Source organism: Frigoribacterium sp. Leaf415, assembly GCF_001424645.1.
GTDB lineage: Bacteria > Actinomycetota > Actinomycetes > Actinomycetales > Microbacteriaceae > Frigoribacterium.
This window is the reverse complement of record NZ_LMQR01000001.1, coordinates 2,747,524-2,766,971: the sequence shown is the minus strand read 5'-3', so window position 1 is coordinate 2,766,971 and position 19,448 is coordinate 2,747,524. Positions and strand designations below refer to the sequence as shown.

Genomic DNA, 19,448 nt, shown 5'->3' with positions numbered 1-19,448 from the left:
GTGCCGCCTCCGGGCCCCACCGCCACGAACAAAGGATCCTCATGCACATCGGCCTCGTCGGTCTCGGCAAAATGGGCAACAACATGCGCGCCCGCCTGCGCGACAACGGCATCGAGGTGACCGGCTACGACGCGAACCCCGCCGTCTCCGACGTCGCCAGCCTCGCCGAGCTCGCCACCACGCTCCCCGCTCCCCGCATCGTCTGGGTCATGGTGCCCGCGGGCGACATCACCGCCGGCGTCATCGAAGAGCTCTCGAAAGAACTCTCCGAGGGCGACCTGGTCATCGACGGTGGCAACTCGAAGTTCACCAGCGACTTCGCCAACGAGAAGCTCCTCGGCGGCAAGGGCATCAAGTACGTCGACGCCGGCGTCTCGGGCGGTGTCTGGGGCAAGGACAACGGCTACGGCCTCATGGTCGGCGGTTCCGCCGAGAACGTCGCCCTGGCGCAGCCGATCTTCGACGCCCTGCGTCCCGAGGGTCCCCGCGAAGAGGGCTTCGTCCACGCCGGCGACACCGGTGCGGGTCACTACGCCAAGATGGTCCACAACGGCATCGAGTACGCGATCATGCAGGCCTACGGCGAGGGCTACGAGCTGCTCGAAGCCCGCAGCGACCTGATCAAGGACGTCACCGGCACATTCAAGGCCTGGCAGCGCGGCACCGTCGTGCGCTCCTGGCTGCTCGAGCTCATGGTCCTCGCCCTCGAGGCCGACCCGAAGCTCGCCGAGATCTCGGGCTACGTCGAAGACAGCGGCGAGGGCCGCTGGACCCTCGAAGAGGCGATCAACCACGCCGTCCCGATGCCGACGATCAGCGCCTCGATCTTCGCGCGCTTCGTCTCGCGTCAGGGCGAGGGTTCGCCGACCATGAAGGCCGTCGCCGCACTGCGCAACCAGTTCGGCGGCCACGCCGTCAAGAAGGCCTAGCGCCTCCACCGGCCCGCGTGCGAGTACTGCATCTCAGCCTGACGGACTTCCGCAACTACACGTCTGCCGAAGTCAGCCTCGCGCGCGGGCCGAACCTCTTCGTCGGCAGCAACGGCCAGGGGAAGACGAACCTCGTCGAATCCCTCGGCTACCTGTCGAGTCTCGGATCCCACCGGGTGTCCTCCGATGCGGCACTCATCCGCCAAGGATGCGACTCGGCCGTCGTCCGGGCCCGGTTGCTCGCCGACGACCGTGAACTGCTGGCCGAGGTGCAGATCAACCGGTCGTCGCCGAACCGCGCGCAGGTCAACCGCGGGGCCATCAAGCCCCGCGAGTTGCCGCGCTACTTCACGAGCGTCCTCTTCGCCCCCGAAGACCTGGCGCTCGTCCGGGGCGAGCCCTCCGGTCGTCGACGCTTCCTCGACGAGCTCCTGGTGGCCCGGTCGCCCCGGTTCGCCGGCGTGCAGACCGACTACGACCGGGTGCTCAAGCAACGCAACACGCTTCTGAAGTCGGCCCGCGCCTCCGGGGTCAAGGCCGGTCAGCTCGGCACGCTCGACATCTGGGACGAACGTCTCGTGTCCCTCGGCAGCGAACTCGTCGTCGCGCGCGATCGGCTCGCCGCCGACCTGGCCCCCGAGGTGGCTCGTGCCTACGCCGCGGTGGCCGGCGCCGACCACGCCGCGCGGTTGTCGACGGTGCTGAGCATCCGGGGCGCGACACCCGACGACGAGACGACCGCGGCCGAGGGACCGACCGAGTCGATCCCCGCCGACGAGGTGCCCGAGGTCTTCCGCCAGGCGCTGGCCCGCGTCCGACCGACCGAGCTCGAACGGGGCCTGACGCTCGTCGGCCCGCACCGCGACGACCTCTTCCTCTCACTCAACGGTCTGCCCGCGCGCGGATACGCGAGCCACGGCGAGTCCTGGTCGTTCGCCCTGGCGCTCAAACTTGCCTCGGCCGCGGTGGTGCGGGTCGACTCGCCGACGGGTGACCCCGTCATCGTGCTCGACGACGTCTTCGCCGAGCTCGACGGATCCCGTCGCGAACGCCTGGCCGACGCGGTCGCCGGCTACGAGCAGGTGCTGATCACGGCTGCGGTCGAGGGCGACGTCCCCTCACGGCTCAAGGCCCACACGGTCCGCATCGCCAAGGGGACGATCGTCGACGACGCCCCCGTCGACGACGCCCCTATCGACGGCACCCCGGTCGCCGACGGTCCGGGTGACGACGCGGTCGTCCCCGAGGCGAGTGGCGACGAGCGGCCCCGTGCGGCCGACACCGAGGAGGCGCGGTGAGCGTCGACGACGCACCGCAGCCTCCGGCGTCCACGCCACCCGCGCCTCCTGAACCCGAGGCGCAGCCCGACAGCGAGGCCCAACGGGTCTACCTGCGGTTCCGCCGGGTGTTCGGCGACCCCAACTCGCGGTCGCGCGACGCCCGGAAGCGCAAGTCGATCAAGCTGGGGTCCCCGAGCCAGCCGTTCGGCACCGGACGCGAGCCCCGAGGCATCGCCGACGTGCTGTCGGCCGTCACCAACGAACTCGGCTGGAACAGCCCGTTGGCGCAGTCCGAGCTGATGACCGCCTGGCCCGACATGGTGGGCGCCGAGCTGGCCGCGCACTCGGATCCGGTGTCGATCGACGACGGCACCCTGACCGTTCAATGCGACTCGACGGCCTGGGCGACGCAGCTCCGGCTGATGCGCACGCAGGTCACGACGACCATCGTGCAGAGGTACCCGGACGCGGGCATCCAGTCGGTGCGTTTCTTGGCACCCAACGCCCCGACCTGGAAACGCGGCCCCAGATCGGTTCCAGGGCGGGGCCCTCGCGATACTTATGGTTGACGAGGGTGAATCGTCCAAGTGCGGTGGGAAAATCCGTCTGAGGGCGGATTTCGCCCCGCGGCGGACGGGCCTGCGGTAGACTCGGAAGGTCGTCCGAGGGCCGCCCAGACAGCGGTCGCGACCGGTCGGCTCACCTTCGTCCCGTCCGGCAGGAGCCCCTACGCACATGTCAGCTGATCCCACCGACGCCCAGCCCGACGACACCTACGGCGCCAGTGCGATCCAGGTCCTCGAGGGTCTCGAGGCCGTCCGCAAGCGTCCCGGCATGTACATCGGCTCGACGGGCCCCCGTGGTCTGCACCACCTGGTCTACGAGATCGTCGACAACTCCGTCGACGAGGCCCTGGCCGGCCACTGCGACCACATCGAGATCACCATGCGCGAGGACGGCGGCGTGCGCGTCGTCGACAACGGCCGCGGCATCCCGGTCGACGTGCACCCCGTCGAGGGCCGGTCGACCGTCGAGGTCGTCCTGACCGTGCTGCACGCCGGTGGCAAGTTCGGCGGCGGCGGTTACGCGGTGTCGGGTGGTCTGCACGGCGTCGGCAGCTCGGTCGTCAACGCCCTGTCCAGCGAGCTCGACGTCGAGGTGCGCCGACAGGGCAACGTCTACCGTCAGAGCTTCACCGACGGCGTGCCCGTCGCACCGTTGGCCAAGGGCGAGGACGACGACACCACCGGCACGACGATCACGTTCTGGCCCAACGCCGAGATCTTCGAGACCGTCGAGTTCGACTACGAGACGCTGCGCACGCGGTTCCAGCAGATGGCCTTCCTGAACAAGGGTCTGCGCATCGAGCTCAGCGACGAGCGCGTGCAAGAGGACGACGCCGAGCCCCGCCACGACGTCTTCCACTACGAGAAGGGCCTCGTCGACTACGTCGAGTACCTCAACACGACGAAGAAGGTGGAGACCGTCCACGACGACATCATCGCCTTCGAGCAAGAAGACACCGAGAAGAAGATCTCGCTCGAGGTCGCGATGCAGTGGAACACCTCGTACCAAGAGAGCGTCCACACCTACGCGAACACGATCAACACCCACGAGGGCGGCACGCACGAAGAGGGCTTCCGCGCGGCGCTCACCACGCTGATCAACCGCTACGCGCGCGAGAAGAACTTCCTCAAGGAGAAGGACGACAACCTCTCGGGCGACGACGTCCGTGAAGGCCTGACCGCCGTCATCTCGATCAAGCTCGGCGAGCCGCAGTTCGAGGGCCAGACGAAGACCAAGCTCGGCAACACCGAGGCCAAGTCGTTCGTGCAGAAGGTCGCCGGCTCGCAGCTGAACGACTGGTTCGACCGCAACCCCAAGCAGGCCGCCGAGATCGTCCGCAAGGGCATCCTCGCGTCGCAGGCCCGTCTTGCCGCGCGCAAGGCGCGTGAGCAGACCCGCCGCAAGGGCGTGCTCGAGTCGAACGGCATGCCCGGCAAGCTCAAGGACTGCCAGAGCAAAGACCCCTCGCGCAGCGAGATCTTCATCGTCGAGGGCGACTCCGCCGGCGGTTCGGCGGTGCAGGGGCGCAACCCCGAGACCCAGGCGATCCTGCCGCTGCGCGGCAAGATCCTCAACGTCGAGAAGGCCCGTCTCGACCGTGCCCTCGGCAACAACGAGGTCCAGGCCATGATCAAGGCCTTCGGCGCCGACATCGGAGAAGACTTCGACCCCGACAAGGCGAGGTACCACAAGATCGTCCTGATGGCCGACGCCGACGTCGACGGCCAGCACATCACGACGCTGCTGCTCACCCTGCTTTTCCGCTACATGCGCCCCCTGATCGACCTCGGCTACGTCTACCTGGCGCAGCCGCCGCTCTACAAGCTCAAGTGGAGCAACGCCGCCCACGAGTACGTGTACAGCGACGCCGAGCGCGACGCGGTGCTCGTCTCGGGTCGCGCGGCCGGCAAGCGCATCCCGAAAGAGAACGCGATCCAGCGCTACAAGGGCCTCGGCGAGATGGATTACAAAGAGCTGTGGGAGACCACGATGGACCCCGACACCCGCACGCTGCTGCAGGTGACCCTCGAGGACGCCGTGGCCGCCGACACCATCTTCGACACCCTGATGGGCGAGAACGTCGAATCGCGACGCAACTTCATCCAGCAGAACGCGAAAGACGTCCGCTTCCTCGACATCTGATGCGCGCCTCCGGCTGATCCGGAGCACGCCCGCGCCCCGACGAGCACCACGGGGCAGACCACGACAAACGGAGAATCATGGCCGACGAGCCGACAGACACCCCCGAGGGCATCGACGCCGAGGGAACCCAGACCTTCGCCGAGGCACCGAAGCGCGACAGCATCGAGCAGGTCGACCTGCAGCTCGAGATGCAGCGCTCGTACCTCGACTACGCGATGAGCGTCATCGTCGGCCGGGCCCTGCCCGAGGTGCGCGACGGTCTCAAGCCCGTGCACCGTCGCGTCATCTACGCGATGTACGACGGCGGCTACCGCCCCGACCGCGCGTTCTCGAAGTGCTCGCGCGTCGTCGGCGACGTCATGGGCCAGTTCCACCCGCACGGCGACACGGCGATCTACGACGCGCTGGTCCGCCTCGTCCAGCCGTGGAGCCTGCGCTACCCGCTCGCGCTCGGCCAGGGCAACTTCGGCTCGCCCGGCAACGACGGCGCCGCCGCCCCGCGGTACACCGAGACGAAGATGGCTCCGCTCGCGCTCGAGATGGTCCGCGACATCGACGAGGACACCGTCGACTTCCAGGACAACTACGACGGTCGCACCCGCGAGCCCGCCATCCTGCCCAGCCGGTTCCCCAACCTGTTGGTCAACGGTTCGGTCGGCATCGCCGTCGGCATGGCGACGAACATCCCGCCGCACAACCTGCGCGAGGTCGCGTCGGGTGCCCAGTGGTACCTCGAGAACCCCACCGCGTCGCGCGAAGAGCTGCTCGAGGCGCTCATGCAGCGCGTCAAGGGTCCCGACTTCCCGACGGGCGCGCAGATCCTCGGCGTCCGCGGCATCCAGGACGCCTACCGCACGGGCCGCGGCTCGATCACGATGCGCGCGGTCGTGAACGTCGAAGAGCTCCAGGGGCGGACCTGCCTCGTCGTCACCGAGTTGCCGTACCAGGTCAACCCCGACAACCTCGCGATCAAGATCGCCGAGCTCGTCAAGGACGGTCGCATCGGAGGCATCGCGGACATCCGCGACGAGACCTCGGGTCGTACCGGCCAGCGACTCGTCATCGTGCTCAAGCGCGACGCCGTCGCCAAGGTCGTGCTGAACAACCTCTACAAGCACACCAGCCTGCAAGAGAACTTCGGCGCGAACATGCTCGCGATCGTCGACGGCGTGCCCCGCACCCTCGCGCTCGACGGCTTCATCTCGGCATGGGTCGACCACCAGATCGAGGTCATCGTCCGTCGGACGATGTTCCGCCTGAAGAAGGCCGAAGCCGACGCGCACATCCTGCGCGGCTACCTGAAGGCCCTCGACGCCCTGGACGAGGTCATCGCGCTCATCCGCCGGTCGCCGACCGTCGAGGAGGCGCGCGCGGGTCTCATGGACCTCCTCGACGTCGACGAGATCCAGGCCTCGGCCATCCTCAACCTGCAGCTGCGTCGCCTGGCCGCCCTCGAGCGTCAGAAGATCCAGGACGACGCCGACAAGCTCGAGCGCGAGATCGCCGACTACCAGGACATCCTGGCCAAGCCCGAGCGTCAGCGCACGATCGTCAGCGACGAGCTCGCCGAGATCACCGACAAGTACGGCGACGACCGCCGCACCGAGATCATGTTCGGCTTCGACGGCGACATGAGCGTCGAGGACCTCATCCCCGAAGAAGAGATGGTCGTCACCATCACGCGGGGTGGCTACGTCAAGCGCACCCGCAGCGACAACTACCGCAGCCAGCACCGGGGCGGCAAGGGCGTCCGCGGGGCCCAGCTGCGCGCGGACGACGTCGTGGACCACTTCTTCGTCACGACCACCCACCACTGGTTGCTGTTCCTCACGAACAAGGGCCGGGTCTACCGCGCCAAGACGTACGAGCTGCAAGAGGCCGGCCGTGACGCCAAGGGCCAGCACGTGGCCAACCTGCTCGCCATGCAGCCCGACGAACAGATCTCGCAGGTGCTCGACATCCGCGACTACGAGGTGGCCGACTACCTCGTGCTCGCCACTCGCGACGGCCTGATCAAGAAGACCTCGCTCACCGAGTACGACACGAACCGCACCGGTGGCATCATCGCGATCAACCTGCGCGACGACGACGAGCTCGTCTCGGCCCTGCTGGTCGACGAGCACGACGACCTGCTGCTCGTGTCCCGTCACGGCATGTCGCTGCGCTTCACGGCCACCAACGAGTCGCTGCGCCCCATGGGCCGGTCGACCTCGGGCGTGAAGGGCATGACCTTCCGCGACGACGACACGCTGCTCAGCGCCTCCGTCGTCGGTGAAGAGGGTTACGTCTTCGTCGTCACCGAGGGCGGCTACGCCAAGCGCACGGCCGCCGACCAGTACCGCGTCCAGAACCGTGGCGGCCTCGGCATCAAGGTCGCCAAGCTCGCGGAGGCGCGGGGCGACCTCGCCGGCGCCCTGATCGTCGGCGAGGACGACGAGGTGCTCGTGGTCCTGTCCGGAGGCAAGGTGGTCCGATCGGCCGTCTCCGAGGTTCCGGCCAAGGGCCGCGACACGATGGGCGTCGTCTTCGCCCGCTTCGCGAGCGACGATCGCATCATCGCGGTGGCCCGCAACAGTGAGCGCAATCTCGCTGCCGAGGTCGACGAGAGTGCGGACGCCGTGGCCGAGGCCGTAGTGTCTGTCGAGTCCGTCGAGTCCATCGACGCCGACACCGAGATCCCCACGACCGACGCCACGTCGGTCGACGCCGAGTCGACCGACGACGAGGCCACCGGAACCGCCGGAGAGGAAACGAACAATGAGTAGTGTCGCCGAGAGACTGCAGAAGAAGGCGAAACGACCGTCCGGCACCAAGCAGGTCCGCCTCAAGCTCGTCTACATCGACTTCTGGTCGGTCGTGAAGCTGGCCTTCCTGATCTCCGTCGCGATCGGCATCATCACGGTCGTCGCCACCTTCCTGATCTGGGCCATCCTCAACCAGACGGGCATCTTCGACGACCTCGACGCCTTGCTGCGTGACATCCTCGGCGACTCGAGCTTCTCGATCCAGGACACCTTCAACGTCGGTCAGATCATGCTCTTCTCGATCGTCGTGGCCATCCTCAACGTGGTCGTCGGCACGGTCCTCGGGGCCATCGTCGCCGTCCTCTACAACCTGAGCGTGCGCATCACCGGCGGCCTGCTCGTCGGTTTCACCAACAACTGATCCATCGCTCGCGTCGGTGGAATCCGCCGATTCGAGTTCGCCGTCGTGGTGCTGTAGGCTTTACGACGGTCCGGGGGCTATAGCTCAGGCGGTTAGAGCGCTTCGCTGATAACGAAGAGGTCATAGGTTCAAGTCCTATTAGCCCCACGCAGTACCGGTCTCATCTCGAGCTCGTCTCACGACGCGCACAGGGTGAGATCGTGCTCGTTCCCCCGGTGACCGGGGGGTCGGGGCCTTAGCTCAGTTGGTAGAGCGCCTGCTTTGCAAGCAGGATGTCGGGAGTTCGATTCTCCCAGGCTCCACGATCGAATTGCCTTGCCCCTGTCCGCTGACGGTGTCAGCTGACGGGGGCAATTCTCTTGTGCTGGTCTGGGGGCCCTCCGGGCCCGTGTCGGCTTCGCCGACGTGGCGTGCGATGTACGGCGGGATCAGGCCGGAGCCCGTCGGGCCCGTGTCGGCTTCGCCGACGTGCGTGCAACGTTGGGCAGAAGGTAGTGTCTGGGCCGGGGCCATCGTCGGCTGTTGCAGTCGTGGGGGCAGGGACGACGAAGGGCCCGCCTCCGGGGGAGGCGGGCCCTTCGTGGGGGTGCGGGGGACTAGGCCTTGGTGTCGGCGTCGTCGTCGGCGACCCAGAGCTCGTCGTCGGCACGCAGCGTCTGCACGGCCGCGAACACCAGGGCACCGAGAGCGACGACGCCCACGCCGATCAGCAAGACGCCGCCGACGCCGGGGCCCGACTTCTGCTGGCGCGGCACGTACTTCGCCGCGGCCTTCTTGCCCTGCTTCTTGGCGTTCTTCACGGCCTTCTTGACCTTCGGGTCGTTCGCGAGGTCGAGGTTGCCGAGAGCCGACGAGAACGCGGGGTACACGTCGTGCTTCAGGCGGTCCTGAGCGACCGACGCGTAGTGCGACCCGGTCGAGAGGCCCTGCGAGACCACGGGGCGGACGTTCGAGTCCACGGCGTGCTTGATCTGGGGGACGACCTTCTTGTTCGCGATCTTGACGGCGTCGTCGCGGTAGCCGCCGATGACCTTGCCGGCGTGGTCGATCACGCCGCGCTGCTCACCCCACACCGCCGCAGCGTGCTTCTTGAACTTCTTGAGTTCTTTCTTCTGCTTGCGTGACAGGGCCATGAACGTTCCTCCAACGAGTAGGCAGTGGAGCCAGAGTTGCTGGCCCGTCCCAGTGTGGCACGGAGGTTCCTGACAGGTCACGGAACGGTGCCTGGGGAGTCGCTGGTGCGCCGAGGTGGCTGTGGAAGAATGACGACATGTCAACGCACACCGCTGTCGCCACCCTCACCACCAACCTCGGCACCATCAAGGTGAACCTCTTCGGCGACCACGCCCCGAAGACCGTCGCCAACTTCGTCGGCCTCGCCACCGGCACCAAAGAGTGGACCCACCCGGCCACCGGCAAGGTCAGCACCGACAAGCTCTACGACGGCGTCGTCTTCCACCGCATCATCAAGGACTTCATGCTGCAGGGCGGCGACCCGCTCGGCCAGGGCGTCGGCGGTCCCGGCTACCAGTTCGACGACGAGATCCACCCCGAGCTGAACTTCAACGCCCCCTACATCTTCGCGATGGCCAACGCCGGCACGCGTGGCGGCAAGGGAACCAACGGTTCGCAGTTCTTCATCACGACGGTCCCGACCCCGTGGCTGCAGGGCAAGCACACCATCTTCGGCGAGGTCGCCGACGACGAGTCCAAGAAGGTCGTCGACGCGATCGAGGCCGTCAAGACCGACGCGCGCGACAAGCCGCTCGAGGACGTGGTGCTCGAGAGCGTCACCATCGACGAGGTCTAGGTGACCGATCCGCACGATCGGTCGAACTACTGCTACCGGCACCCCGATCGGCAGAGCTTCGTGCTCTGCCAGCGGTGCGGTCGCACCATCTGCGGCGAGTGCCAGACGCCCGCCGCGGTGGGCGTGCACTGCCCTGAGTGCGTGAAGGAGGCGCGGGGCAACGCACCGCGCCTCCAACCGCAGGTGGTCGGCCGCGTCCGTAGCGCCTCCCGGCGTGGGGCCCCCGTCGTGACCTACGGCATCATCGCCGTGACCGTCGCTGTCTTCCTGTTGCAGCTCGTGACGGGGACGGGCAACGGCGTGGTCACACGGGCCCTGGCCTTCTACCCACCGCTCGAGATCGTGCAGCCGTGGCGCGCCGTGACGACGATGTTCGTCCACGGCAGCATCTTGCACATCCTCTTCAACATGTACTCGCTGTACATCTTCGGGGCAGAGCTCGAACGACAGTTGGGACGAGGTCGGTTCGCCGCCCTCTACCTCCTCTCGGGCATCGGCGGGTCGGCTGCGGTCGCCCTGCTGGCACCGGGCAGTTTCGTGGTCGGCGCCTCCGGGGCGATCTTCGGTCTGATGGCGGCGTTCTTCGTCATCGCTCGCAGCCTCGGCGGCCGCAGCATCCAGCTCCTGGTGCTCGTGGGCATCAACCTCGCGATCGGTTTCATCGTGCCCGGCATCGCCTGGCAAGCCCACCTCGGGGGCATCGTCGTGGGCGGGGCCGTCGCGTTCCTGTTCTCGAAGACCCGTCACCGCTCGAAGCACGCCCTGCAGACCGCCGTGCTCGTCGCGATCGGCGTGATCGTGGTCGCGGCGCTCCTGGCCAGATCAGCTCAACTCGCAGGCCTGTTCTGACACAACCGGCCCACGAACGACGAGAGGCGGCTCCCCATCGGGGAGCCGCCTCTTCTCGTCGGCCGACGCGATCTCAACCGCCCGAGTTATCCACAGGAAAGTTATCCACAGGGTTTCCCACAATGGGGATAGTTACAGGCGTGTAAGTTCGAAGGTGCGTTCTAGCGCCACCGGGTGGTCATCAGGAAGCCGATGAACATGATGCCGAAGCCGACCAAGATGTTCCACGAGCCGAGCGACGCCACAGGCAGGGTGCTCTGGCTGACGTAGAAGACCACGATCCAGGCGAGACCGACGAGCATGAAGCCGAACATGACCGGCTTGAACCACACGGGGTTCGGTGCGTCCTCTGCGGTGCGGGCGGGCTTCGTGCTGCGGTTCGTGTCTTTGGCCATGGCGCACAGTGTACCGTGAGGCCCTTTTCGGTCCTGGGAAGGCCGTCATGCCCGTCCACGGGAACGACCGCGTTCTCCACATGCTCTCCACACGTTGTCCACCGCCGGTCCCCGCCGCCTCGGAGGCACGGAAGCCCGCCTAGAATCGAGTCATGACGGACCACGGGGGCGAGGCCCTGATCGCGAGACGCACGACGCGTCGGCCTCGATCACGCGCCTCCTTCGTCAGCGTCCTCGGAGAACTGCTCATCACCGCCGGTGTGCTGGTGCTGCTCTTCATCGGGTGGCAGCAGTGGTTCAACGACCTCGTCGTCGCCGACGCCTACAAGGGCGACGCGGCACGTCTGAGCGAACAGTTCGACCAGGCGGCGACGCCGGCCCCCGAGCCGTCGAGCGACGGCTCGTACGGCGAACCGCCCGTGGGGGCGGCGCCGGGAGAGGCCGAGACGTTCGCCAACTTCTACGTCCCGCGGTTCGGCGCCGACTACGCGGTCCCGATCGCCGGGGGCACGAGCACCGTGCGCACCCTCAACAAGATCGGCATCGGTCACTACGACGAGACCCAGATGCCCGGCCAGGTCGGCAACTTCGGCATCGCCGCCCACCGGACCACCTACGGGGCGCCCTTCAACAAGATCGCCGACCTGCAAGAGGGCGACAAGATGTACGTCCAGACGCAGGACGGCTGGTTCACCTACTCGTTCCGCAACCTGCAGTACGTCCAGGCCACGCAGGTCTCCGTGCTGCAGCAGGTGCCCGACGCCCCCGACGTGTCGGCGACCTCGGGTGACCGCCTGATCACCCTGACGAGCTGCAACCCGATGTTCACCGCCCAGGAACGCATCGTCGCCTACGGTGTGTTCGACTCGTGGCAGCCGTTGTCGGCCGGGGCACCCGCCGAGCTCGCCGCTGCCGGAATCGGAGGCTGACCGTGTACTCCGCCCTCTGGCGCATCCTGCCCGGCCCCTGGTGGGTGAGGCTCGTGCTCGTGCTCGTCCTGATCGCCGCCGTGCTGTTCGCCCTCGTCGAGTGGGTCTTCCCCTACGTCAACGAACTCCTGCCCACCCCCGACGTCACCGTGGAGCAACCATGACGCGTATCCTGGTCCTCGACAACTACGACAGCTTCGTCTACACGCTGAACGGTTACCTCCAGCAGTTGGGCGCCGAGACGGACGTCGTGCGCAACGACGCCTTCGAGGCGGCCGACACGGCCGACCGCATCGCCGAGTACGACGCCGTGCTGCTGTCGCCCGGCCCGGGGACGCCCTCGGCCGCCGGCGTCTCGATCGACGTCGTGCACGCCGCCCTGGCCGCCGACAAGCCGCTGCTGGGCGTCTGCCTCGGGCACCAGGCCATCGCCGAGGCCCTGGGGGCCACGGTCACCCACGCCGACGAACTGATGCACGGCAAGACGTCGAAGGTCGAGCACGACGACAGCGCGTTCTACGACGGGGTCCCTCAGCCGTTCACCGCGACGCGGTACCACTCGCTCGCCGTCGTGGACGAGACGGTGCCCGAGACGCTCGAGGTGACCTCACGCACCACGGGTGGCGTCATCATGGGCCTACGCCACCGCTCCTCGCCCGTGTACGGCGTGCAGTTCCACCCCGAGTCGGTGCTGACGCAGGGCGGTTACCAGATGATCGGCAACTGGCTGTCGGTCGCCGGCCTGCCGGAGGCGGCCGTGACGGCCCGAGGGCTCGACCCGCTCGTCGACCTGGGCTGAACGTCGCGCTCTCGGCGTCGAACAGTCGGAACCGAACTCGCGGAGTCGAACTCGGGGCGTCGAACCCTCAGGGACGAGTTCTGACTCCCGAGGGGATCAGCCGGTGCAGATGCGCAGGGTGACGGCCGAGCCCTGAGCCACGTCGCCGGGCGGAACGCTCATGCCCGACACGGTCTCACCGGTGCAACCGGGGTCGGACTGCGGGGTGACCGTCAGACCCAGCTGGTCACGGAGGGTCGTGATGGCCTCTTCGGAGGGCTGCCGGGTGACGTCGGGAAGCTGCACGAGGCCGTTGGACACCACGAGGTCGACATCCGAGCCGAGGGCGACCTGCGAGGCCGCTGCCGGATCGGACGAGAGGACGGACCCCTCGGGCACCGTGGGCGAGTAATCGGTGCTCTGCTGACCCCGTTCGAGACCGGCATCGGTGACGGCCTGCCACGCGGCGTCGACTGTCTGCCCGGTGACCGCGGGCATCGCGACGAGTTGCGGCCCGGACGAGACGGTCACCGTGACCGCGAACTCTTTCGGGACGGACGTGCCGGGCAGGGGATCCGTCGAGACGATGTCGCCGGCATCGATGGTCGGGCTGCTGGCGTCGGCACGGACGACCGTCAACCCCAGTTCGTCGAGGCGGGCGGTCCCGGTCTCGAAGCTGACCCCGACGAGGTCGGGGATGCGGGACGACTGGGCGTTGTCGACCGTGGGAGGGGTGAGGTTGACCACCCAGAAGACGACGGCGACGATGACGACGGCCACGAGCACGATGCCTGCCCAGATCCAGGCCACGGGTGGCCGGGTCTGGGTTCGTTGAGGTCGTCCCGTGTCGTCGGACTGCAGCTCTTTCAACGCGGCCTCGCTGCCGGCGCTCGAGTGCGGGTTGACGCCGAAGAGCGTGGAGCCGGCGTCGACGGCATGCGGTCGTCGGGCCGGCGCGCGACCGGCACCGGCGGCCTCGAGGTCGTCACGGAACTCGGCGGCGCTCTGGAAGCGGTCGAAGCGGTCTTTGGTGAGCGCGTGCAGGACGACGGCGTCGAGCGCCGGACTGACGCCGCGCTCGACGGTGCTCGGCGGGACGGGAGGCTCGCTGACGTGACGGTAGGCGACCGCCACGGCGCTGTCGCCGGTGAAGGGCGGCTTGCCCGTGAGCAACTCGAAGAGCATGACGCCGGTCGAGTAGAGGTCGGTGCGGGCGTCCACGGTCTCACCGCGCGCCTGCTCGGGGCTGAAGTACTGGGCGGTGCCGAGGATGGCCGTGGTCTGCGCGACGGTGGCCGCGGAGTCGCTGATGGCCCGGGCGATGCCGAAGTCCATCACCTTGACCTGACCGGAGTTGGTCAGCATGACGTTGCCGGGCTTGATGTCGCGGTGGACCACGCCCGCCCGGTGCGAGTACTCGAGGGCCGTCAGCACGCCCGCGGTGACCCGGACGGCCTCGTCGGGGTCGAGCGGGCCCTCGGCGACGATGTCCTTGAGCAGGCGCCCCTCGACGTACTCCATGACGATGAACGGGACGACCACGTCGAGCCCACGGCTGTCGCGGACGACCTCTTCGCCGGCGTCGAAGACCCGGACGATGGTCGGGTGCGCCATGCGAGCGGCGGCCTGGGCTTCTTGGCGGAACCTCGAGCGGAAGGCCGGATCGGTGGCGAGGCTGGGCTTCATCAGCTTCACGGCGATCTTGCGACCGAGCCGGGCATCGGTGCCGACGTGGACGTCGGCCATGCCACCGCGGCCGATCAGGTCACCGATCTGGTACCGGTTGGCGAGGAGATGGATGCTCTCTCTCACACCTTCAGCCACGCCTGTTCTCCCAACGACCCACCCCTGTCTGGCGACACGGTCGGAGCCAGTGTACCGGGGCGGGCTCCCCCGGACTGGGTACGCGTATCGGTCGCGGGGATGATTGTCAGGGCTTCGTGACCCCGGCCGACTCGTCCGCCGGGGTCACGAGAGGGGCCTACTCGGTGTCGGATCCGTCCGAGGGGCTCGGAGCGGGCGTCGTGGGCGGCGCCGTCACCGTGATGGTGACACCCGGCGACGGCTCGGACGCGATCTGACCGCAGTTGGCCACGTAGCTGACCGTGAGGTTGCCGACGGCCGAGGCCGTCACCGTGAGGGAGGTCGCGTTCGCACCGAGGCCGCCGGCCGACTGACCGGAGGTGTCGGTGCCGCCGGTGATCGTGTACGAGTAGCCGGTGAGCGCATAGCCGGTCGGGCACCCCGTGTAGGCGGGCCAGTTGATGGTGGCGGTCTCGCCGGCGGCGATCTGACCCGGCGTCGCGGTGGGCGTCGAGGGCTGGGCAGGGGTCGGGGCTGCGCGGTAGATGTAGATCGTCACCGAGGAGCCCTTCTCGAGCGCACCCGTGGGATCGATGCTCGCGACGGTGCCGACCTGGTCGGGGCTCGGCGCACTCGATCCGGCATCCGCCGAGTCGACCTGCAGACCGAGCTCTTCGAGGGCTGCGCGTGCCGCGGCCTCGGTCAGCCCCACGTAGTCACCCGAGGACACCGTCACCGACGTCGGGGTCGGGGTGGGTGTCGGGGTCGTGCGGGTCGGTGACGGCGTGGAGCTCGACGTCGTCGGCGCGGGCGCCGGGTCGTCGGTGTTGCCCACCGCGAAGACGATGCCGACGACGAGGGCGATGACGGCCAGGACGGCGAGGACGATCAGCGGCCAGAACCAAGGGCTGCGCTTCTTCTCGTCGGCGGGCTCGTCGTCACCGTCGCGCAGGGCGTCGGGGTCGGCGGAGCCGGCCACGTAGCCCGCAGCCGCACCACCTGCGGCGCTCTGTGCCCGGGTGGCCATCGGATCGAAGAGTTGCGTCGTGGCGTCCTGGGCGCTGAAGGCCTGGGTCGCCGCGTCGGCGGGCGTGGCGGCGGCCGCACCGATGGCCGGCACGGCGATGGTCGCGGCGGCGACGTCGCCGCGGCGGAGGGCGCGAGCCGCCTGGGCGAGGGCCGAGGCCGTCGCCGGTCGCTCGCCCGGCTTCTTCGCGATGCACGACAGGACGAGACGGCGGACGGGCTCGGACACCGTCGACGGGAGGTCGGGCGGCTGCTCGTTGATCTGTGCCATGGCGATGGCGACCTGGGACTCGCCCGTGAACGGTCGACGACCGGCCAGGGCCTCGTAGGCGACGATGCCGAGCGAGTAGATGTCGGTGCTGGGGGAGGCCGGGTGACCGCTCGCCTGCTCGGGCGACAAGTACTGAACGGTGCCCATGACTTGACCCGTTGCCGTCAGCGGCACCTGGTCGGCGATGCGTGCGATGCCGAAGTCGGTGATCTTCACGCGGCCGTCGGGGGTGACGAGCAGGTTGCCGGGCTTGATGTCGCGGTGCACGAGACCGGCGGCGTGGGCGGCCTGAAGCGCCGACGCGGTCTGCGCGACGATGTCGAGGACCTTGTCGGTGGGCAGGACCCGATCGCGCTCGAGGACCGTCGACATGGCCTCGCCGGGGACGAGCTCCATCACCAGGTAGGCGCTGCCCTCTTCCTCGCCGTAGTCGAAGACGTTCGCGATGCCCTCGTGGTTGACGAGGGCCGCGTGGCGGGCCTCGGCGCGGAAGCGCTCGAGGAAGCCCGGATCGCCCAGGTACTCGTCCTTGAGGATCTTGATGGCGACCGTGCGGCCGATGACGAGGTCGGTGGCTTCCCAGACCTCGCCCATGCCGCCGATGGCGACTCGGGTCGACAGCTGGTAACGCCCACCGAAGGTGACTCCGCCGGATGGTCTCATTTGTTCAGCACCGCCTCTAGTACTTTCTTCGCGATCGGTGACGCGACACTGTTGCCGAATGCGGACTGGCCCTGTCCGCCGCCGTTCTCGACGACGACGGCGACCGCGACCTCGGGGTCAGCGGCAGGCGCGAACCCGGTGAACCAGAGGGTGTACGGCTCGCCGGGGCCGTTCTCGGCCGTTCCTGTCTTGCCGGCGACGTCGACGCCGTCAATTCTTGCATTGCTCGCCGCACCGTTCGCGACGTCCTGCACCATCATGTCGGTCATCGTGGCCGCAGTCTGGGAGCTGATGGGCTTGCCGTACTCGGAGGGCGAGAAATCCTCGACCGGGCTCAGGTCGGGGTTCAGGACGCTCTCGATCAACGTCGGGTTCATCTCGGTGCCGCCGTTGGCGATGGCGGACGAGACCATCGCCATCTGCAGGGGCGTCACGCGGTCGGAACCCTGCCCGAAGGACTGGAGCATGAGGGTCGCGTCGTTGATGGCCTGACCCTTGGAGTCCTCGATGGGGAACTGGCTCGGCGTGACGGCCTGGGGGACGCCGATGGAGTCGTCGCCGAAGCCGAACTTCTCGGCCTGCTCTTGCAGGGCCTTCGCCCCGAGGGCCTGGCCGAGCTGAGCCATGGGGATGTTGCAGGACAGGCGGAGGGCCGTCGCGATCGTGGCCGTCTCACCGCCGCCGCAGCTTCCGCCCTCGGCGTTGTTGATGTTGGTGCTGGTGCCGGGCAGCGTCAGCGTCGACGGGTTGGGGAACGCACTGTCGGGCGTGTAGTCGCCGCTCTCGAGCGCCGCCGCTGTCGTGATCAGCTTGAAGGTCGATCCCGGCGCGTAGAGGTCACCCTGGATCGCCCGGTTCTGCAGCGGGGCCGAGGGGTCGGCGATCAGCGAGTCGTAGGCGTCGGTGACGGTCTGGCGATCGTGGCTGGCCAGCGGGTTGGGGTCGTAGCTGGGCTTCGAGACCATGGCGAGGATCTTGCCGGTCGTGGGATCCATCGCGACGACCGAGCCCGAGTTCGAGCCGAGCGCGTCGTACGCGGCCTGCTGGACCGCGGGGTCGAGGGTGAGGTTGACGGTGGCCCCCTCGGGGTCCTGACCCGTGAGCAGCGAGTTGACCTGGTCGAAGAACTGCGAGTTCGCGTTGCCCGTGAGGTACCGGTTCATGGCGTCCTCGATGCCTCGGGATCCCTGGCCCAGGGTGTAGTAGCCGGTGACGGGCGCGTAGAGGTCGGGCTGGGAGTACGTGCGCTGGAACTCGTACTGGTCGTCGACGGGGGTCGACTGCGCGATCGCCTGGCCGCCGACCAGGATGGGGCCGCGCTGGGCCGAGTAGCTGGCGAGCAGCGCCCGCGAGTTGCGGGCGTCGGCGTTCAGCGCGTCGGCCTGGAACGCCGTGATGTAGGTCGTCGAGAGGAAGAGCGCGACGAACATGGCGAGCACCACGTAGCTCACGCGTCGGAGTTCTTTGTTCATCAGCCGATCACCAGCCTCGGTTGGTTGCGCACGGAGTCGGACAGTCGCAGCAGCAGGGCCACGATGATCCAGTTCGCCACGAGCGACGAGCCGCCCGCGGCGAGGAAGGGAGCGGTGAGGCCCGTGAGCGGGATCACCCTCGTCACGCCGCCCATGACCACGAAGACCTGCAGGGCCACGACGAAGGCGACGCCGACCCCGAGCATGCGACCGAAGTCGTCCTGTCCGACGAAGCCGATGCGGAACCCGCGGGAGACGAGCAGGAGGTAGAGCGCCAGGATGGCGAAGAGCCCGGTCAGGCCGAGTTCTTCACCGAGCGAGGCGAAGATGTAGTCGCTCTCGGCGAGCGGGGTGGTCTGGGGTCGGCCCTGACCGAGGCCGGTGCCGATCAGCCCGCCGTTCGCCAGGCCGAACAGGCCCTGCACGAGCTGGAACGACCCGCCGACGGCGTCGTACTCAGACTGGGCGAACGGGTTGAGCCAGGCGGCGAAGCGGCCCTGCACGTAGCCCAGGAAGGTGCTCGCGACGAGGGCGCCGCCGACGAACAGCCCGACGCCGAGGATGATCCAGCTCGCGCGGCCGGTGCCGACGTAGATCATCACCAGGAAGAGGCCGAAGTAGAGCAGCGAGGTGCCGAGGTCGCGCTGGAAGATCAGGACGCCCATGGCGACGAGCCAGACGATCAGGATCGGCCCGAGGTCGCGCGGGCGCGGGAACCGCATGCCGAGGATCTTCGGCCCCATCAGCGAGAGGTTGTCGCGGGCGGTGACGAGGTAGCCGGCGAAGAAGATCGCCAGCGTGATCTTGGCGATCTCACCCGGCTGGAACGAGAACGGGCCGATGTCGATCCACACGCGGGCGTTCAGCCCCTCGCGCCCGATGCCCGGCAGCAGGGGCAGCAGCAGCAGGACGATCGACACGAACATCGCGATGTAGCGGTAGCGGGAGAGCACCCGGTAGTTGCGGATCACGAGCAGCACGGCGAGGGAGATCACCATGGCGAGGACGGTCCAGACCATCTGCTTGATGCCCAGGGCACCCCAGCCCTCGCGGCCCTCGGCCAGGTCGAGTCGGTAGATCATGGCGATGCCGATGCCGTTCAGGGTCACGGCGATCGGCATGACGAACGGGTCGGCCTCGCGGGCGACGACGCGCAGGACCACGTGGAAGATCAGGGCCAGGCCGAGCACCATCGAGCCGGCGATCAGCACGGTCGGGTCGACCTCGCCGGTCGCGCCGAGCTGGACCAGAACCATCGCTCCGGCCGCGACGCCGCAGGCGATCAGCAGCATGAGCAGTTCGAGGTTGCGCAGACGTGCGGGTTCGCGCAGGCGCACCGTGATCGCCTGCGTCATGTTCGTGGGACGCG

At 68.3% G+C, this 19,448-nt stretch carries 17 protein-coding genes and 2 tRNA genes; 13 read left to right on the top strand and 6 right to left on the bottom strand.

The window, feature by feature from the left end; genetic code table 11:
• The first annotated feature begins 41 nt into the window (after nt 1-41).
• From gnd to ASG28_RS12850, 8 genes are all read left to right on the top strand, one after another.
• Nucleotides 42-929: a phosphogluconate dehydrogenase (NAD(+)-dependent, decarboxylating) gene (gene gnd, locus ASG28_RS12885; protein WP_055975773.1), complete on the top strand. Its 888-nt coding sequence runs from the start codon at nt 42-44 to the stop codon at nt 927-929.
• Between the two features lie 17 nt (nt 930-946).
• Nucleotides 947-2,227, top strand: coding sequence for a DNA replication/repair protein RecF (gene recF / locus ASG28_RS12880; RefSeq protein WP_082454642.1), 1,281 nt, complete (start codon nt 947-949; stop codon nt 2,225-2,227).
• The gene (locus ASG28_RS12875) at nt 2,224-2,778 is read left to right on the top strand and encodes a DUF721 domain-containing protein (protein WP_082454641.1); all 555 of its coding nucleotides are present in this window, start codon (nt 2,224-2,226) and stop codon (nt 2,776-2,778) included. The genes recF and ASG28_RS12875 overlap by 4 nt, the downstream gene beginning before the upstream one ends.
• A gap of 166 nt (nt 2,779-2,944) precedes the next feature.
• Nucleotides 2,945-4,918 (top strand): DNA topoisomerase (ATP-hydrolyzing) subunit B, encoded by a 1,974-nt coding sequence (gene gyrB / locus ASG28_RS12870; protein WP_043595296.1) that lies wholly within the window; start codon nt 2,945-2,947, stop codon nt 4,916-4,918.
• Between the two features lie 77 nt (nt 4,919-4,995).
• A complete protein-coding gene (gene gyrA / locus ASG28_RS12865; protein WP_082454640.1) occupies nt 4,996-7,683 on the top strand; it encodes a DNA gyrase subunit A in 2,688 nt (895 codons plus the stop codon).
• Nucleotides 7,676-8,083 (top strand): DUF3566 domain-containing protein, encoded by a 408-nt coding sequence (locus ASG28_RS12860; protein ID WP_043595295.1) that lies wholly within the window; start codon nt 7,676-7,678, stop codon nt 8,081-8,083. The genes gyrA and ASG28_RS12860 overlap by 8 nt, the downstream gene beginning before the upstream one ends.
• A 73-nt stretch (nt 8,084-8,156) precedes the next feature.
• Nucleotides 8,157-8,230: transfer RNA gene (locus ASG28_RS12855), tRNA-Ile, on the top strand.
• Nucleotides 8,231-8,312: 82 nt separating this feature from the next.
• Nucleotides 8,313-8,385 (top strand) — tRNA-Ala (locus ASG28_RS12850).
• A 294-nt stretch (nt 8,386-8,679) separates the two neighbouring features.
• On the opposite strand, the gene ASG28_RS12845 is transcribed toward ASG28_RS12850, so the two are convergent.
• Nucleotides 8,680-9,216, bottom strand: coding sequence for a hypothetical protein (locus ASG28_RS12845; protein ID WP_043595293.1), 537 nt, complete (start codon nt 9,214-9,216; stop codon nt 8,680-8,682).
• Nucleotides 9,217-9,353: 137 nt separating this feature from the next.
• On the opposite strand from ASG28_RS12845, the gene ASG28_RS12840 reads away from it, so the two are divergent.
• Both ASG28_RS12840 and ASG28_RS12835 read left to right on the top strand, forming a co-directional pair.
• Nucleotides 9,354-9,893, top strand: a complete 540-nt coding sequence (locus ASG28_RS12840) for a peptidylprolyl isomerase (protein ID WP_054145712.1) — start codon at nt 9,354-9,356, stop codon at nt 9,891-9,893.
• Nucleotides 9,894-10,742, top strand: a complete 849-nt coding sequence (locus ASG28_RS12835) for a rhomboid family intramembrane serine protease (protein WP_055975769.1) — start codon at nt 9,894-9,896, stop codon at nt 10,740-10,742.
• Between the two features lie 161 nt (nt 10,743-10,903).
• Here ASG28_RS12835 and ASG28_RS12830 read toward each other — a convergent pair whose 3' ends face one another.
• Nucleotides 10,904-11,137: a cell division protein CrgA gene (locus tag ASG28_RS12830; RefSeq protein WP_043595289.1), complete on the bottom strand. Its 234-nt coding sequence runs from the start codon at nt 11,135-11,137 to the stop codon at nt 10,904-10,906.
• Between the two features lie 152 nt (nt 11,138-11,289).
• Here ASG28_RS12830 and ASG28_RS12825 point away from each other — a divergent pair, with 152 nt between their 5' ends.
• From ASG28_RS12825 to ASG28_RS12820, 3 genes are read left to right on the top strand one after another with little or no spacing between them, the layout of a single operon-like run.
• On the top strand, nt 11,290-12,066 hold the full coding sequence (locus ASG28_RS12825) for a class E sortase (RefSeq protein WP_055975765.1): 777 nt from the start codon (nt 11,290-11,292) through the stop codon (nt 12,064-12,066).
• Between the two features lie 2 nt (nt 12,067-12,068).
• The gene (locus ASG28_RS16785) at nt 12,069-12,230 is read left to right on the top strand and encodes a hypothetical protein (protein ID WP_043595285.1); all 162 of its coding nucleotides are present in this window, start codon (nt 12,069-12,071) and stop codon (nt 12,228-12,230) included.
• The gene (locus tag ASG28_RS12820) at nt 12,227-12,865 is read left to right on the top strand and encodes an anthranilate synthase component II (protein ID WP_055975762.1); all 639 of its coding nucleotides are present in this window, start codon (nt 12,227-12,229) and stop codon (nt 12,863-12,865) included. Before ASG28_RS16785 ends, ASG28_RS12820 begins: the two co-directional genes overlap by 4 nt.
• Before the next feature lie 96 nt (nt 12,866-12,961).
• Here ASG28_RS12820 and pknB read toward each other — a convergent pair whose 3' ends face one another.
• The 4 genes from pknB to ASG28_RS12800 form a co-directional block, all read right to left on the bottom strand.
• Nucleotides 12,962-14,668 carry a Stk1 family PASTA domain-containing Ser/Thr kinase gene (pknB, locus tag ASG28_RS12815; RefSeq protein ID WP_157485723.1) on the bottom strand — a complete coding sequence of 569 codons (1,707 nt, stop codon included), beginning with the start codon at nt 14,666-14,668 and terminating at the stop codon, nt 12,962-12,964.
• 157 nt (nt 14,669-14,825) lie between these two features.
• The gene (locus tag ASG28_RS16955) at nt 14,826-16,607 is read right to left on the bottom strand and encodes a serine/threonine-protein kinase (protein WP_055975760.1); all 1,782 of its coding nucleotides are present in this window, start codon (nt 16,605-16,607) and stop codon (nt 14,826-14,828) included.
• Complete coding sequence (locus tag ASG28_RS12805) at nt 16,604-18,079, bottom strand: peptidoglycan D,D-transpeptidase FtsI family protein (protein WP_055975757.1); 1,476 nt, start codon at nt 18,077-18,079, stop codon at nt 16,604-16,606. Before ASG28_RS12805 ends, ASG28_RS16955 begins: the two co-directional genes overlap by 4 nt.
• Nucleotides 18,079-19,434 carry an FtsW/RodA/SpoVE family cell cycle protein gene (locus tag ASG28_RS12800; RefSeq protein WP_055977604.1) on the bottom strand — a complete coding sequence of 452 codons (1,356 nt, stop codon included), beginning with the start codon at nt 19,432-19,434 and terminating at the stop codon, nt 18,079-18,081. The genes ASG28_RS12805 and ASG28_RS12800 overlap by 1 nt, the downstream gene beginning before the upstream one ends.
• Nucleotides 19,435-19,448 lie beyond the last annotated feature (14 nt).

What these genes read in the sequence shown, in the direction of transcription:
- gyrA (WP_082454640.1), top strand. Translation starts at nt 4,996, where the DNA reads ATGGCCGACGAGCCGACAGACACCCCCGAGGGCATCGACGCCGAGGGA.
- ASG28_RS16955 (WP_055975760.1), bottom strand. Translation starts at nt 16,607, where the DNA reads ATGAGACCATCCGGCGGAGTCACCTTCGGTGGGCGTTACCAGCTGTCG.
- ASG28_RS12840 (WP_054145712.1), top strand. Translation starts at nt 9,354, where the DNA reads ATGTCAACGCACACCGCTGTCGCCACCCTCACCACCAACCTCGGCACC.
- gyrB (WP_043595296.1), top strand. Translation starts at nt 2,945, where the DNA reads ATGTCAGCTGATCCCACCGACGCCCAGCCCGACGACACCTACGGCGCC.
- ASG28_RS12820 (WP_055975762.1), top strand. Translation starts at nt 12,227, where the DNA reads ATGACGCGTATCCTGGTCCTCGACAACTACGACAGCTTCGTCTACACG.
- ASG28_RS12825 (WP_055975765.1), top strand. Translation starts at nt 11,290, where the DNA reads ATGACGGACCACGGGGGCGAGGCCCTGATCGCGAGACGCACGACGCGT.
- gnd (WP_055975773.1), top strand. Translation starts at nt 42, where the DNA reads ATGCACATCGGCCTCGTCGGTCTCGGCAAAATGGGCAACAACATGCGC.
- ASG28_RS12805 (WP_055975757.1), bottom strand. Translation starts at nt 18,079, where the DNA reads ATGAACAAAGAACTCCGACGCGTGAGCTACGTGGTGCTCGCCATGTTC.
- ASG28_RS12860 (WP_043595295.1), top strand. Translation starts at nt 7,676, where the DNA reads ATGAGTAGTGTCGCCGAGAGACTGCAGAAGAAGGCGAAACGACCGTCC.
- ASG28_RS12800 (WP_055977604.1), bottom strand. Translation starts at nt 19,434, where the DNA reads ATGACGCAGGCGATCACGGTGCGCCTGCGCGAACCCGCACGTCTGCGC.
- ASG28_RS12845 (WP_043595293.1), bottom strand. Translation starts at nt 9,216, where the DNA reads ATGGCCCTGTCACGCAAGCAGAAGAAAGAACTCAAGAAGTTCAAGAAG.
- ASG28_RS12830 (WP_043595289.1), bottom strand. Translation starts at nt 11,137, where the DNA reads ATGGCCAAAGACACGAACCGCAGCACGAAGCCCGCCCGCACCGCAGAG.